General features: G+C 36.6%; 12 protein-coding genes. 3 read left to right on the top strand and 9 right to left on the bottom strand.

Annotated elements, in window-relative coordinates:
* Positions 1-242 precede the first annotated feature (242 nt).
* Together ACR9EA_RS12385 and ACR9EA_RS12380 are read left to right on the top strand one after the other, a co-directional pair.
* Positions 243-1,781 (top strand): alkaline phosphatase PhoX, encoded by a 1,539-nt coding sequence (locus ACR9EA_RS12385; RefSeq protein ID WP_435133507.1) that lies wholly within the window; start codon positions 243-245, stop codon positions 1,779-1,781.
* 13 nt (positions 1,782-1,794) lie between these two features.
* A complete protein-coding gene (locus ACR9EA_RS12380; RefSeq protein ID WP_435133504.1) occupies positions 1,795-3,612 on the top strand; it encodes a cytochrome-c peroxidase in 1,818 nt (605 codons plus the stop codon).
* Between the two features lie 353 nt (positions 3,613-3,965).
* Here ACR9EA_RS12380 and ACR9EA_RS12375 read toward each other — a convergent pair whose 3' ends face one another.
* The 8 genes from ACR9EA_RS12375 to ACR9EA_RS12340 form a co-directional block, all read right to left on the bottom strand.
* Positions 3,966-4,619 carry a hypothetical protein gene (locus tag ACR9EA_RS12375; RefSeq protein WP_435133501.1) on the bottom strand — a complete coding sequence of 218 codons (654 nt, stop codon included), beginning with the start codon at positions 4,617-4,619 and terminating at the stop codon, positions 3,966-3,968.
* A 72-nt stretch (positions 4,620-4,691) separates the two neighbouring features.
* Complete coding sequence (locus tag ACR9EA_RS12370; protein ID WP_435133498.1) at positions 4,692-5,417, bottom strand: hypothetical protein; 726 nt, start codon at positions 5,415-5,417, stop codon at positions 4,692-4,694.
* Between the two features lie 153 nt (positions 5,418-5,570).
* On the bottom strand, positions 5,571-6,305 hold the full coding sequence (locus tag ACR9EA_RS12365; RefSeq protein ID WP_435133495.1) for an SDR family oxidoreductase: 735 nt from the start codon (positions 6,303-6,305) through the stop codon (positions 5,571-5,573).
* Between the two features lie 198 nt (positions 6,306-6,503).
* Complete coding sequence (locus ACR9EA_RS12360) at positions 6,504-6,959, bottom strand: DoxX family protein (protein WP_435133492.1); 456 nt, start codon at positions 6,957-6,959, stop codon at positions 6,504-6,506.
* 50 nt (positions 6,960-7,009) lie between these two features.
* Positions 7,010-7,576: a Crp/Fnr family transcriptional regulator gene (locus tag ACR9EA_RS12355; RefSeq protein ID WP_435133489.1), complete on the bottom strand. Its 567-nt coding sequence runs from the start codon at positions 7,574-7,576 to the stop codon at positions 7,010-7,012.
* 352 nt (positions 7,577-7,928) lie between these two features.
* Positions 7,929-8,474: a DUF4136 domain-containing protein gene (locus ACR9EA_RS12350; protein WP_435133486.1), complete on the bottom strand. Its 546-nt coding sequence runs from the start codon at positions 8,472-8,474 to the stop codon at positions 7,929-7,931.
* Between the two features lie 10 nt (positions 8,475-8,484).
* Entirely contained in the window at positions 8,485-10,470 is a 1,986-nt protein-coding gene (locus ACR9EA_RS12345) for a urocanate hydratase (protein ID WP_435133483.1), read from the bottom strand.
* Between the two features lie 159 nt (positions 10,471-10,629).
* Positions 10,630-10,794 (bottom strand): DUF5522 domain-containing protein, encoded by a 165-nt coding sequence (locus tag ACR9EA_RS12340; RefSeq protein ID WP_159427068.1) that lies wholly within the window; start codon positions 10,792-10,794, stop codon positions 10,630-10,632.
* A 50-nt stretch (positions 10,795-10,844) separates the two neighbouring features.
* Between ACR9EA_RS12340 and ACR9EA_RS12335 the strand changes: the two genes are divergently transcribed.
* On the top strand, positions 10,845-11,168 hold the full coding sequence (locus ACR9EA_RS12335) for a hypothetical protein (protein ID WP_435133480.1): 324 nt from the start codon (positions 10,845-10,847) through the stop codon (positions 11,166-11,168).
* A 193-nt stretch (positions 11,169-11,361) separates the two neighbouring features.
* Here the strand turns inward: ACR9EA_RS12335 and ACR9EA_RS12330 are convergent, their stop codons facing one another.
* Positions 11,362-14,241 (bottom strand): T9SS sorting signal type C domain-containing protein, encoded by a 2,880-nt coding sequence (locus tag ACR9EA_RS12330; protein ID WP_435133477.1) that lies wholly within the window; start codon positions 14,239-14,241, stop codon positions 11,362-11,364.
* Between the last annotated feature and the right edge of the window lie 33 nt (positions 14,242-14,274).

Raw genomic sequence — 14,274 nt, 5'->3', positions numbered from 1 at the left:
GGCACTCTCGGGATTTTTTTGTTTCTGGAAATCAGTTTATAGTTAGGTAGCGCTAATCGAGGTATAAAATATACCTAAAAATAGAAACACAAAACAAGCGGTTTCTTGTGGGTAACGATTTGTTAATTTAGTTAACATAAAAGTTGCAATAAGTTTACCGAACCACTTTTTTTACTTAACAAATTTACCAGAGTCTCGTAATACATTTGTTCATTATTAATCAAACAAAAAGAAAATAAATTATGAACAAATTTTTAAAATTATTCGCCTTATTATTAATCCTTACATCCACTAGCGCTTTAGTGGTGAGTTGTGATGTTGAAGACGGAAAAGATGGTGTTGACGGTGTAGATGGTGCCGACGGTACAGACGGTGTAGACGGAGCAGATGGAGAAGATGGCCAAGACGGTAGTGATGCTTCTGTGTATTTAACCTCATCGCAATCTCCAACTTTATTAAAGGTTACAAACGACTTTGTGAACTTAAAAATTTCAACATTAATATCTTCTGAGGATGTTATCCCAAATTCACCAGATTTTGTTTACGGTTCTATGGCCGATGGTGCTGGGTTAATTAATAATGGAGATAATACTTATACCTTAATTAATAATATTGAAGCAGATTATTCTATCGCTCGTATTTTATTAAACGAAAATTTACGTCCGTACCACGGCGAGTATATTTTAAATGCAACAGCAACTGCAGAAACAGCAATGTGTTCTGGTACTTTAATTACCCAAGAAGAGCATGGTTTTGGGCCATTATACCTATCTGGAGGTGAATGGGGAGGTGCTTCTAAAGGCGTATTTGTTGTAGATCCAAATAAAAGTGTAGAAGATGCAAGTGTAGGGGAGTTGTTACCAGCAATGGGACAATGGTCTACAGAAAATGCTGTGCCAATTGGTAAAGATGCGTATCCAGATAAAACGGTTGTATTTATTGGAGACGATCATTCCGATAATTCTGTGCCTTCAGGACAATTAGGTATGTATGTTGGTAGCAGAGGCGATTTAAATGGCGGTAAACTTTACGGTTTAAAAGTGACTACCGAAGGTGTAGATTTTGAAATGGATATGGAAGAAGGTGTTGCATATAATGCTGAATTTGTTGAATTAACAGAAACAGAAATCGATGCTTTAGATACAGAAGCCAAAGAAAAAGGTGTTATGGGCTTTTCAAGATTAGAAGATATCGATTGGAGACGTGGTTCGGCTGCTAACCAAAGAGAAATTTATTTCTGTGTTACAGGACGTATTTCTGCTAGTTTAGAAGGAAAAGGTTCTGCTTTGGGACGTGTATATAAAGTAGTGTTAAACGAAACAGATCCTACAGGAGCTGCTAAAATAACATGTGTTTTAGATGGTGATAAAGTAGGAGGCGTAGCAGATGGTTTCCATTCTCCAGACAATATTTTAGTAACCGAAAACTACGCTTATATTCAAGAAGATCCTAACGGATATTTAGATACGGCAGTAAACGGTTTTGCAAAATTATATCAGTACAATTTAGAAACAGGAGCGTTAAAAACTGTATTGGAGTGTGACCAGAATAGAGCTGAAGGGCTAGGGTATGGATCTGCTTCTAATACTTGGGAATTAACAGGTATGATAGATGTTACCGATGTGGTTAATAATGGTGTTAACACCTTTTTGTTAATGACTCAAAACCATGGTTGGGATCCTGCCGACGGGACTTCGTTTACAGACCCATTAGCAAATCCAAATTTAGCTAACGCCAAAGAAGGTTCTATGCTTTATGTTGTTAAAGGTTTAGATAGATAATTTTTACAATACAATGAATAAGAACATATTAGTTGTAAAGGCTAAGACATATACGTTTGGTATATGTCTTTTGCTTTTAATAGTGTCTTGTAATAACAAATCTGAAACGGTAGATATTAAAAAACTCGCTTCGACCAATGAGCAAGTTGAAGCATTATATATTTCGGAGTTACAAGAATGTATCAAACATTTAGAGCGTATTTCAATTTCAAATGCTTCAAAAGACAATGTGGCAGCTTATAAGCAGGCACGCCTGCATTTTAAGCAAATAGAACCAATCTTGGCTGCGGTAGATAAGAATAATTTTAAATCGTTAAATGCGCCAAATATTTTACAGGTTAACGAAGAAGATGCTACAGATATTAAAATTAGAAATCCGTTTGGTTTTCAGGTTATCGAAGAATTGTTGCACGAACCAGAGTTAGATACACTACTCTTGAAAAATGTGGTTTCGGTAACCAGAGATCGGATAAAGTTGTTGAAAGCGAATACTCGTATTCAGTTAAAAGATTATCATCTTATTTGGCTAATAAGAGATCAAATTATTAGAACGGCCACGACGGGTATTACAGGATTCGACTCGCCAGTTTTGGGTCAGGCTTTAAAAGAGAGTCAATACACGACAAGTACTTTGTTAAAACTAATTGATATCTATAAGGATAATTTTACTTCCGATGCTGTTTATAATGAATTAACAGGCGCCTTAAAAAATGGTATTTCAGCCTTGGACGCCGATTTTGAAACCTTCGACCGATACGATTTCATTAAAAATCATACCGATGTGCAGTTGCAAGCCTTGTTAAAAACACAAGACGATTGGCGGGTATCCTTTCCTTTCGAAATGGCGATTTCAAATACAGCAAAATCACTTTTTGATAAGCAGACGCTTAATGTCTTTTACTTTTCAGACTATAAGAGCGACACGCTTAATCTAAAACAAAAAGAAGTTTTTGGTAAACAATTGTTTAACGATTCACTGTTGTCTAAAAGTCAAACCATGGCTTGTGCAACTTGCCATATAAAAGACAAAGCGTTTACCGACGGTAGAACGGTATTTAATAATAAACAAATACGCAATACGCCCACTTTAAGCTATTCGGGGTATCAGCAATCTTTTTTTATGGATGGTAGAGCAGGGAGTTTAGAAGGTCAAGTTGTGGGGGTTGCCGAAAATCACGACGAGTTTAATCTACCAATGGATTCTATTGTAGATCGAGTTTTGAAGCATCCAAATTACAAGCAACAACTAGAGACGCTTTATAAAGGTAAACGCGCCGATTATAATATCAGGCATGCCATAGCCTCTTACATTAGAACTTTAAACGATTTCGATTCTAAATTCGATAATAATATAAATGGCAAAGCCCAAACGATTACTGCGGATGAAAAACAAGGTTTCAATTTGTTTATGGGAAAAGCTGCTTGTGCAACCTGTCATTTTCCGCCGTTGTTTAATGGTACGGTACCGCCAAATTATAACGACACCGAAGTAGAGTTATTAGGTGTGCCGCAAGTTCCCGATACGGTTAACGCAGTAATTAGTGGAGACTTGGGGCGTTATGATGTATTTCAAACAGAAGAAAGAAAGCATTTTTTTAAGACGCCAACAGTACGAAATATAGCTAAAACCGCACCGTATATGCACAATGGTGTTTACGAATCTTTAGAAGCGGTTGTCGATTTTTATAATCGTGGTGGCGGAAAAGGGATTGGGATTCATGAAGACTATCAAACCCTGCCGTTCGATAATTTGGACTTAACACCAAAAGAACAAATGCAATTAGTAGCTTTTATGAATAGCTTAACTGATGCCGGTTTCGAGGAGGAATAGATTATACCATTTTCATTGGTCTCAGTCGTTAGTTGAAACCATGCACTTTTAGTGCAAGACTTTCAGTTTCTATAAATATTTTTGCGCCACGAATGCACGAATATTTGACATAGTTTTTATAAAGATTATTCGTGTATTTGTGGCTAAGGCGAACACAAATAATCAGACTTTCAGTCTGTTTTCAAACCTATGGACTTCCAGTCTATAGTGGTTTAGTTTAAAATGGACTAAATTGGTTCCAATAGAAAGGGGTAAAAAAAAACATACGGACAAAATGATCATTTTGTCCGTATGTTTTTAGTATTTCGTCCGCATGTTTTTTATAAACCATACGGACGTTTTTTTTAAGGGTCTTAATTCATTTTAAATACCAGTCCGCCACCAAGGCTAAATTGGTAAATTGTAGAATAGCTGCTTAAACCAGCCGAAGGGCCGTATCCGCTAAAATAGAATCCACCGCCCATAGCTTGCACAGCCGATAATAATTGAGCTTGGGCTTTAATACCTAGTTTATCGCTTAACCAGTAAATACCTCCTAATTTTGCACCCCAAGCAAATTTTGTGGTAGTTTCGCTATTGCCGTTATCCGGATTGTCAATATTGGCAATAACCATACCCGCACTTAGGCCTCCAAATCCTTCAAGTGGCGAGCCCGAAGCTCTAAAATAACGGTTACCCCCAAGTAAAATGTAATTGATGCCTAAATCGAAATTAGTAAAACGCTCGTTTACAAAAAATCCTTGATCTAAGTAATACGTTGGCGCATTGGTGTCATGGCGCAAGTACATTAATTCTATACCAGTATTGTGATTGGTCATGTATTCTAAACCTGCTCCCCATTGAAAGCCATCTTCAATTTTACCATCGTAATAATTGTTGTAATCGTAGTACGAATCAAAACTATCTGCAAAAGCATACGATCCGTAAAGGTTAATGTTGAAGTTTTGTGCCCAGCTAAAACTACCAATTAAAGTGATAAGTGCTAAACTGATGTAAATTTTTTTCATTGTAAAAATGTTTATTTATTGTAATAGGGGGCAAATATAATGGTTCTATACGAGTTGTGTTTAAACTAACTGTTAGTTTTTGGAGCGGGTACGTTTTTTAAGTTTCGCAATTTTGTCTTTGTAATACATAATCAATTCATCTACAAATTGTAATGGGTTAGAGTAGGTGTTTAGGGTATGATAAAGCGTATTGGTTTTTAAGGTCTCTAACTCTTTTTGTAATGTTTTTAAGGTGGTTTGTAAAGCTTTGGTTTTGTTAATATGCGTGCTGTTAAGCTCGGTTTTGTTCAATTTTAAGTCTAGTGTGTCCGAAAAGATTTGAGCATGAAAGTTTTGTAATGCAGTTAAACTTTCGTTTTTGTAAATGTGAATAAGTTGGGTGGTAATTTCGGTAGCCGATTCTTGCTCTGAAGGCGAAAGACTAAATTTATCGGGATGTACTTGAAGCATGGCTTCTCTGTATAACTGTTTTTTTAGTGCGAGTTGTTGTGCGTTGTCTTCTTTTTTTTGGGTTGATGTTGCAGTAACCAGCTCAGGAGAGTTCGTAGGGGTATAGTGCTTACCTTTATGTTTTTGTGCTAACCGCTTTTGTCTTTTTGCTTTTTTTTGGGATTTGTATAAAACTGTGAGTTCCTGAGCTTCTATAATGTAGCTGGACACATGCTGTTTTAGCAGTTCTTCGAAAGCTAATATAGAATTTTTGATACCTGAAATATCTTGCTTAGCAGCCTCGATAGCAATTAGAAGCGCTACATCTTCGGGGGTGTCGTGTTGGCTAGGAAATTGATTGTTTATCATGGCTCAAAAATAGGAATCTTTCTTTAAATTTTAGTTTTGTCCTGTAGTTTGGTTTTAGAGTGTTTTATTAAGTAAATAGGTTAAATGGGATAGTTGGTGTGTTTTGAAGTGGATAATCTGTTTTGTAAAACATATCAGATTCTACTTGTGCTTTTAGTTATTCTTTAAAATATAACTTGCGATTTTTGGCGATATTCGTTGTAAGACATATAAGAGTTTTGCTTTGCCAACTTTACTTTCGTACCTGTTGTTTTTTAAATTCTTAATACACGTGTAAACTAATTTTTCGGGCGATATTTTTCTTTTAACGCTTGCCTTAGTCATGTTAGTGTTTACCAAAGGCGGAATGATTTCGAATACTTTTACGTTAGTATTTTCAAGTTGGTAGCGTAGCGCTTTTGTCGCATTATGTATGGCTGCTTTTGTGGCGCAATATACAACGGCACTTTTTTTAGGGGTATATGCAAGCGCAGACGAAATATTAATTACTGCACTCTCTTTTTTATTTAAAAGAATTGGTAAAAGTCCGTGAGTAAGTTGCATGGGACTTGTAAAGTTTATTGCAATTTCCTTTTCTATTTGTGTACTATACTCTAAATCTTTTGTCCATAAATAATTGTATTGTACGCCAGCATTATTAATCAGAATATTTATATTCGGATGTTTTTCTATACAAGTCTTTATCAATTGTTTTACGGCAAGGTTGTCGCTTAAATCGCATACAATAATATCAATATCAGGAAAATCAATTTGTAAATTATGTAGCTTATCCATATTACTCGAAACCACAATCAATTTATTACGCAAGGCATAAAACTGAGAAACCATTTCTCGTCCAATACCAGAGGTTCCGCCTGTTATTAAAATGGTGTTTTCTATTATTTTCATCAGTCTTAGTCGTTAGTTGAAGCTATGCACTTTTAGTGCAAGACTTTCAGTTTCTATAAATAGTTTTCCGCCACGAATGCACGAATATTTGACATAGTTTTTATAGAAATATTCGTGAATTTGTGGCTAAAACAAACACAAATAATTGGACTTTCAGTCTGTTTTAAACCTATGGACTTCCAGTCTATAGTGGTTTAGTTACGATGTTTTTATTGAGCTTAAGTATATCCAGGTAATAAATACAACCTGAAGTGGAATTCTAAACCACAAGTATTTTAATCCGTAGCCATCAAAAGTTCCTTTTTGGTAGTTTATTTGTTTAATTGAAGCTTTAATATTTGCAGGTAGTATCAGCAATAAAAATAGTATGAGCAACCAGGCGGTTAATTGTCTAACAGAATAGATATGAAGGCCAACAGCCCCGGCAATTTCGATTAGAGCTGTTGCATAAACAATTTCTTTTTTAAAGGGAATACTATTCGGAATCATTAAAATCATTCCGTCTGTAAATAAAAAATGGCCTAATGCGGCAAATAAAAGCATTACAGACATTGCTATGCGGGCAGAAAGAAAATAATCCCACCGACCATTACTAATTTTAAGCGTAAGTAATGAAATGGCAAAGGTTACGATAAGTACTATAAGTGGTTTCATCTTTTTTTACAAATGTCAGAACAACTTGTAGTTAAAACAATGAACCTAAGTTAAGAAATTCGTTTTCGGATTCGGCTTAACGCCTGAGGTGTTATTCCTATATAGGATGCGAGGTATTTTAGAGGGATTTCTTTAATTAAATGTGGTTGCTCTGTAAACAAGTTTAAATACCTTTCCTCGGCGGTGTCGTTTAGCAGTGCTTGTTCTCTTTTTGCTTTTAAAAGAAATAAATTTTCTGCGGCTAATCGGCCAATAATATCTCCTGCTTTGGTGGTTTTGTAAATGTCCTGTAAGTCGTTAAAAGTGATTTTCCAAAGTGTGGTTTCGGTTAGCGTTTCTGTTTGGTAAGTGCTTGGTTTTTGGGTTAAAAACGAATCGTATGCACTCATAAACTGATCTTTGAAGCAAAAACCAAAAGTTAAGTCGTTATCTGTTTTGGGGATAAATAATCTTATAGAGCCTTTTTCAATAAAGCTGAGATGGGTTTCTGTTTCACCAATTTTTAAGAGCGTCGTTTTCTTTTTGTATTCGCTTTTTTTGAGTTTTGATGAAAATATGTTCCAATCTTCATCACTCATTTCTGTTATCTGCTCAAAATATGTCCTTATTTGATTCATATAGGTTTTTCTAAACACTCCAAAATCATCTAAAGTTAAAATATTTCTGTAAACACGTAAAGTGCTTAATAAAAAATAAGATTGTTAAATATGGTGTTTTAAGCGTAATATGCGTTTTTTAGGCAATGCATTGGGAAGTGTTGTAGCGTGAAGAGATTGCATGAAAAAGCTGTGTGAAAAAGGATAACTTTCGTCAATCTGAATTTATTTAACTTCGTTGAATCTTCGATTTCAGATTCTCAGGATTATTGATTTTCAATATGATGAGATTCTGTGTCAAGCACAGAATGACGGATAATTTAACTTTTCAGACAGCTTTTATATACTATATTTTAGCTCTATTTCTGAAGTCTTATTTGATTTCTGGCGGGTAGTTCGCTAAAATTTTAGAGACAAACTCGCTAATGCGTTCGTCTTTTTTCTCCATATTTTGCGTTAAGTAGCCTGTGCCAACACCTTGCCAAACGAGTTCTTTTTTATTGGCATCAATTAAATCTACAAACAAAGTGCCTTCGGTAGATGTTGAAACGGTTGTGCCGTAGTTTCCGTAGTACCAAGGGCTCCAACCCCAGCCGTAACCATAAGGCCCCCAACCAAAGTTGTTGTTATAAACATTAACCTCTTCTCTAGATTTTGTAAAAATGCTTACCAATAAATCTGGATTTTCTGACTTGACATAACCTTTGGCAGTCATCTCGGCTTCTATAGCTCTTAAAATTCGGCGTTTGTCTAAATCGCTAATTTCGGCTTTGTCTATACCGGTTTTATAAAAGGCGAATGTCTTGTAAGTGTCGAAAGAAGCTTGCTTGTCGTAGTCTGATGCGACCTTAACAGAACTGCAAGATGCTACTACAAAAAGCAGTAACAGAACAGATGTAAATTGTAATAAGCGTTTCATAAGTTGTTGTTTAAATCGAGTTAATTAATGAATCGTCTACGTTATTTGGTAACGTGATTTTTAAATTAGGTTCGGCTTCCATAGCCCGTTTAATGGCAAAAATGGCTTCGTCGTTTCTGGCCCAACTGCGTCTAGCAATACCATTGTTCACATCCCAGAAAAGCATTGACTTTAAGCGTCTTGATGCATCTACTGTACCATCAAGAACCATACCAAATCCGCCGTTTATCACTTCGCCCCAGCCTACGCCACCGCCGTTATGAATACTCACCCAAGTGGCGCCTCTAAAACTATCGCCTATTACATTGTGTATGGCCATATCGGCTGTAAATCGCGAACCGTCGTAAATGTTAGAGGTTTCTCTGTAAGGCGAATCTGTACCCGATACGTCGTGATGATCTCTTCCTAAAACCACTTCGCCAATCTCTCCATTTTTAACGGCATCATTAAACGCTTCAGCAATTTTAATGCGCCCTTCGGCATCGGCATATAAAATTCTAGCCTGCGAACCCACTACTAATTTGTTGTCTTGAGCACCTTTTATCCACTGGATATTGTCGGCCATTTGTTGCTGAATTTCTTCAGGAGCATTAGTCATTAAATCTTCTAAAACCTTACAGGCAATAGCGTCGGTTTTTTCGAGATCTTCAGGTTTTCCAGAAGTACACACCCAGCGGAACGGCCCAAAACCATAATCGAAACACATTGGCCCCATAATGTCTTGCACATAACTTGGGTATTTAAAATCGATTCCGTTTTCGGCCATAATATCGGCACCAGCACGCGAAGCTTCTAATAGAAAGGCGTTACCGTAATCGAAAAAGTAAGTGCCTTTAGCGGTGTGCTTATTAATCGCTGTGGCTTGTCTGCGTAAACTGTCCTGAACATGGGTTTTAAAAGCCTCCGGATTTTCGGCCATCATGGTATTGGCTTCTTCAAACGACAAACCAACAGGGTAGTAGCCACCAGCCCAAGGGTTGTGTAAAGAGCTTTGGTCGCTACCCAAATCGATATGGATATTTTCGGTATCAAAAGCTTCCCAAACTGCTACCACATTCCCGTGATAGGCTATAGAAACGGTTTCTTTATTGTCTTGTGCTTGTTTAACGCGATGTACTAATTGCTGAATATCGCTAATAACTTCGTCTACCCAGCCTTGAGAATGCCTAGTTTTTACGGCTTTTTCGTTAACTTCGGCACAGACTGTAATACACCCGGCAATATTTCCTGCTTTAGGTTGTGCGCCAGACATACCGCCTAAACCAGAGGTTACAAATATGCAGCCCTTTGGCGATTTTTTTATTTTTCTGAACCCATTTAAAACCGTGATGGTGGTGCCGTGCACAATACCTTGCGGACCAATATACATGTAGCTACCCGCTGTCATTTGCCCGTATTGGGTAACACCAAGGGCATTAAATTTTTCCCAATCGTCTGGTTGGGAATAATTGGGGATCATCATACCGTTAGTCACTACCACACGTGGCGCATCTTTGTGCGATGGGAAAAGTCCCATTGGATGGCCAGAATACATCACAAGGGTTTGCTCGTCGTTCATTTCGGCCAAGTATTTCATAGTTAAGCGGTATTGTGCCCAGTTGGAAAACACTGCGCCGTTTCCGCCATAAGTGATTAGCTCATGCGGATGCTGAGCCACGGAATAATCTAAATTATTCTGAATCATGAGCATAATCGCCGCCGCTTGTTTGCTTTGGGCAGGATACTCGTTTAAGGGACGGGCATACATTTTATAAGTTGGGCGTAGGCGGTACATGTAAATGCGGCCGTAAGTGTCTAGTTCCTTTTTAAATTCAGTTATAAGTTCTTCGTGTTGTGAAGCGTCAAAATAGCGCAAAGCATTACGCAAGGCTAGTTTTTTTTCTTCGGCAGATAATATGTTTTTGCGTTTTGGCGCGTGGTTTATTGTGGTGTCGTAGGCTTGTGGTTGAGGTAAAGGATTGGGAATGCCTTCTAATATTTGTTCTTGAAATGTCATGTAATTTTGAATTGAAATGTTTTTAAAATGGTTTCTAATGAGTCTGGTGAAGACTCATCGATTTAATCAAAATAAAAGACACTAAGGATACCGAATATCGACACGATGGTGTGTATTCGCGACTTTAATACGGTATGTCATTAATAAATTATCCAAACCTTATTTTTTAAATGAATCGGTTTTTTTGTCGTAACCATACGGGCAATGTCTGCAACCACTTTTGCAACAATAACCGCGTTTAAGGTGGTATTGTTCGGTAAAGCAGCGGTAGCCTTCTGGGGTTAGGTAGTAATCGCCTTCTTCTACAGGAATAATTTTCTTCATCTGTCGCAAAGATAATGTAATTTGGAATTATTTTTGAGTAGAGAATAGTTATGATTTTAATTTCGAAATATTTTATTCCAAGAGGTTATTTAGGCATTACACTGTATCCCTTTGTACTTTTAAAAGATGAAGGATTAAAAACCAATAAAGTTTTGATGAATCATGAACGGATTCATTTAAGACAACAATTGGAACTTCTCGTAATTCCCTTTTATGTGTTTTACTGTATTGAATTCTGTATGCGGTTGATACAGTATAAGCATTGGAATTTGGCGTATCGCAACATTTCGTTTGAACGTGAAGCTTATACTAACGAAAAAGACCTCAACTATGTTAGGCAGAGGTCTTGGTTTTCGTTTTTGAAATATGTTTAACTCTTGTAAGAAAAAACGTGTTTTTAACGCTGTATCCCTTAAGTAGCTATGGAGTATCTATACCGTAAGTATGCTGTTGATCGGTGTTGTTTGGTGCTTTTTGTTACGTACTGTTCTCGACTACGCCTGTCTGCCGATAGGCAGGCTCGAACTGACAAGGGGTGTAACATTAATCGCAGTCGAGATACTATTCTTAATAAATGACTTTTTGTGTTTTTGTTTTTCCGTTGGCTAAAGTTGCTTTAATAATAAGCGGACTGTTAGTAGGTGCAAATTGGTCTAATAACACCTCTTGAGTGTTCAGGTTTTTAGTATTAAATAGAGCTCTACCCAATATATCGTAAATGGTAATAGTGTTAACGACATTGGTTTTGCTACTTACTTTTATGTAGTTTTTGGTAGCGAAAATATTAAGGTCGTTTAATGTGGTAGTCTCATCAATACCTAATTTGTTGGCCTCATAAACTAATACAAAGCGGTCGTTAAAGGTGCCAACTTCTGATGAAAATTGATATGGAGCCGTTCTTAAATCGTGTACTTTGTTTTCGTATAGATCTTCCAAGTAAATGTCTTGGTTAGTCGTTTCAAACAGACCGTCTACAGCTGAAATTCCTATGCTGTATACGTCTTTCTCTTTTATAATTACTCCAAGAGGTACCGTATCGGTATTGGTGAATGGGTTGGCTTTACCTTGAACTACAAAGCCTTCATTGTCTATTAAAGAATAGATTGAAGTGGTGTTTGGATCCATAATTATAGCATCGTAAAGCGGATCTTTTGCGTTTACAGCACCATCAAAATAGCCTAACAACATATTTGTCGCTATGTCTTTACTGTTTTTGAGATTAAGCCAAATGCGGTTTTTGGTGTTTTCGGTTCTAAAAAACTCTGCGTTAGTATATTCCGAAGTGTGGGTGCGCATGGCATTGGTGAAATTAAGGGTCTCACTCTGGCTAGGGGTATCCTGGCGCATAAGTACAAAAAAGCCTTGGCAAGAAGCGATGTAACCCGAAAAGCCGCTAGGATCTGATGAACCAGCTAGGGTGTAGGTAATGTAATCGTTAGGATTGTAACTATAAGTTTCGTTGGCGTAAAAAGGATCGTTGTAAGTTGAGCTTGGAGCAGAACCGTGAGTCCAGATACGTAAGCCACCTTCTATAATACCTCCATCTACACTTACATCGCCTTCTTCGTTTGTGTATAGCGAGCCACTGTTGGCAGTTAAAAAAGCATCAGCACTTATAGCAGACGGGTAGGGGTTACCAATTAAGTTCCAATTATCGTCGTATTTGGTAACTTTAGTAGTGTTAGAAGGCCCGTAGTAATCCTCGTCGTTGTACGTGCCTCTGGAAACAGTTACAGGAATAGTACCGTTAGGGATTCTATTAGAACCTCTTAGATACATCGAAAAGTTTGTAGTGTAATTTTCTCCACTTGTATGTCCGCTTGGTCCGCCTTTTACAATGTAACCTTTACCTAATTGCATTGGCGTATTAGAAACTTTACTCCAATTACCAAATTGACCACCATTAGTAGTTGGTTCCCAAATGTATCGGTTGGTAGATGTTGAGATTCCATCTAAATTATATGACATGACAGGGGCAGACCAGTATACGTAGTCGTGATTCTCTATATTTTGGGCAATTCTGTTTATATTTAATTGTCCATGATAATTTTCCGCTACATCATTAAGGTCGGTTGTAGAGGTTTGTATTAAACTAGCGTTATTAAAAATATTTAATTTCGCTTGAAGATCAAGATGTTCATGAACCATTAAATACGAATCGTCAAATAAATTCCATTGGCTGCGTCCATTTTCTTCAGCCATATATAAATTTTTAGTTTCTATTTGGACTATATCTTCAAGTATTACGGTTCCGTCTGCATTAATATCATTTTCAACAGTAACTTTACAATTGTCTTTTAAAGTGAATGTGCTGTTGAAAGTAAGGGCTACATAACTGGATTGTATATTACTGTTGGATAAATGAAATTCACTTGCGGAGTAAATAGTATTTGTAGCATTTATAAGAGAGCCGTTAGAAAAGTTAGCTTCCCCATTATACAAAAAATCTATAGTGTTTACATTAAAGATACTATTTGAAACATTTATGTATCCGTCTGATGTAAAAGATGAAGAAACATTAATTGTACTGTTATCTTCTACGGTTAAATTTTGTAAATAGTAATTTTCAAAATTAGTAGCTGTTAAATCACTGTTAGTAAAGGTGGTGGAATATCCAGAATTAAATTTCTGATTAACAGTTACATCACTGTCGTTTACTGTTAACTCTTGTAAATTTGTGAATTGATTAGTAACCTGTACTGTACTGCCGTTAATTTCCATTGTTGAGCCAGAATCCGAATTGGATATATTTGTAGCGGAAAGGTTACTATCGTCTATATTTAAAGTAGCTGCATTACTGTCATACCCATAAATGTTAACTAAATCGCCATTAATTGTTGCAGAGCTAGAGTTGTCGACGGTTAAGTTTTCTGTGTTTCTAAAATTTCCTGAAACTGTAATTGTACTATTGTCTACAGTAAACGCTGCTACAGAACCATATATTTCATTGGTAATATTTCCTGTGATATTTAATTGACTAGAACTTGATATGTTAGTTTCGAATGCGTTTAAAAGGTCTCCAGAAGTTGTGGTTACCCTACCGTTATTTACGTTTAAGTAACCATCATTTGTAATAGAACCTGAAACTGTTAAGCTGCCTGTGTTTGATATTTCTAAACGTGCTCTGTAATAAAAACTGCCGATGATCGGTAGCCAAGCGGAAGTTTTATCAATTTTAACAGATTTAGCCTGGGCATCAAAATTATTTATAATAGGAGCGTAAATATAATAAGAAATAATTACATCATCATTTATTGTAGGGACTCCCCATGGAGACCAATTAGCAGCTGTATTCCATGAGAATCCAAAAAGACCACTAGGACTCCAAGTTTTAGTAGTCTGTCCAAAACTAGAAAAACTAAAAAGGCATAAAATTATAAGGCAATAATAGGTTTTTAGAGGAGCAATATTTAATATAGAACGGGTGGTTATAGTCTTAATATACATATTGATTGGCGATAAAATGCTTTAAAACTGCTA

The organism is Formosa sp. A9, from assembly GCF_051200825.1.
Classification (GTDB): domain Bacteria; phylum Bacteroidota; class Bacteroidia; order Flavobacteriales; family Flavobacteriaceae; genus Formosa.
Note: the sequence above shows the minus strand (reverse complement) of the source record. Positions and strands in the feature narration are given on the sequence as shown.

What these genes read in the sequence shown, in the direction of transcription:
- ACR9EA_RS12375 (WP_435133501.1), bottom strand. Translation starts at nt 4,619, where the DNA reads ATGAAAAAAATTTACATCAGTTTAGCACTTATCACTTTAATTGGTAGT.
- ACR9EA_RS12360 (WP_435133492.1), bottom strand. Translation starts at nt 6,959, where the DNA reads ATGAAACCACTTATAGTACTTATCGTAACCTTTGCCATTTCATTACTT.
- ACR9EA_RS12330 (WP_435133477.1), bottom strand. Translation starts at nt 14,241, where the DNA reads ATGTATATTAAGACTATAACCACCCGTTCTATATTAAATATTGCTCCT.
- ACR9EA_RS12370 (WP_435133498.1), bottom strand. Translation starts at nt 5,417, where the DNA reads ATGATAAACAATCAATTTCCTAGCCAACACGACACCCCCGAAGATGTA.
- ACR9EA_RS12350 (WP_435133486.1), bottom strand. Translation starts at nt 8,474, where the DNA reads ATGAAACGCTTATTACAATTTACATCTGTTCTGTTACTGCTTTTTGTA.
- ACR9EA_RS12365 (WP_435133495.1), bottom strand. Translation starts at nt 6,305, where the DNA reads ATGAAAATAATAGAAAACACCATTTTAATAACAGGCGGAACCTCTGGT.
- ACR9EA_RS12340 (WP_159427068.1), bottom strand. Translation starts at nt 10,794, where the DNA reads ATGAAGAAAATTATTCCTGTAGAAGAAGGCGATTACTACCTAACCCCA.
- ACR9EA_RS12385 (WP_435133507.1), top strand. Translation starts at nt 243, where the DNA reads ATGAACAAATTTTTAAAATTATTCGCCTTATTATTAATCCTTACATCC.
- ACR9EA_RS12345 (WP_435133483.1), bottom strand. Translation starts at nt 10,470, where the DNA reads ATGACATTTCAAGAACAAATATTAGAAGGCATTCCCAATCCTTTACCT.
- ACR9EA_RS12355 (WP_435133489.1), bottom strand. Translation starts at nt 7,576, where the DNA reads ATGAATCAAATAAGGACATATTTTGAGCAGATAACAGAAATGAGTGAT.
- ACR9EA_RS12380 (WP_435133504.1), top strand. Translation starts at nt 1,795, where the DNA reads ATGAATAAGAACATATTAGTTGTAAAGGCTAAGACATATACGTTTGGT.
- ACR9EA_RS12335 (WP_435133480.1), top strand. Translation starts at nt 10,845, where the DNA reads ATGATTTTAATTTCGAAATATTTTATTCCAAGAGGTTATTTAGGCATT.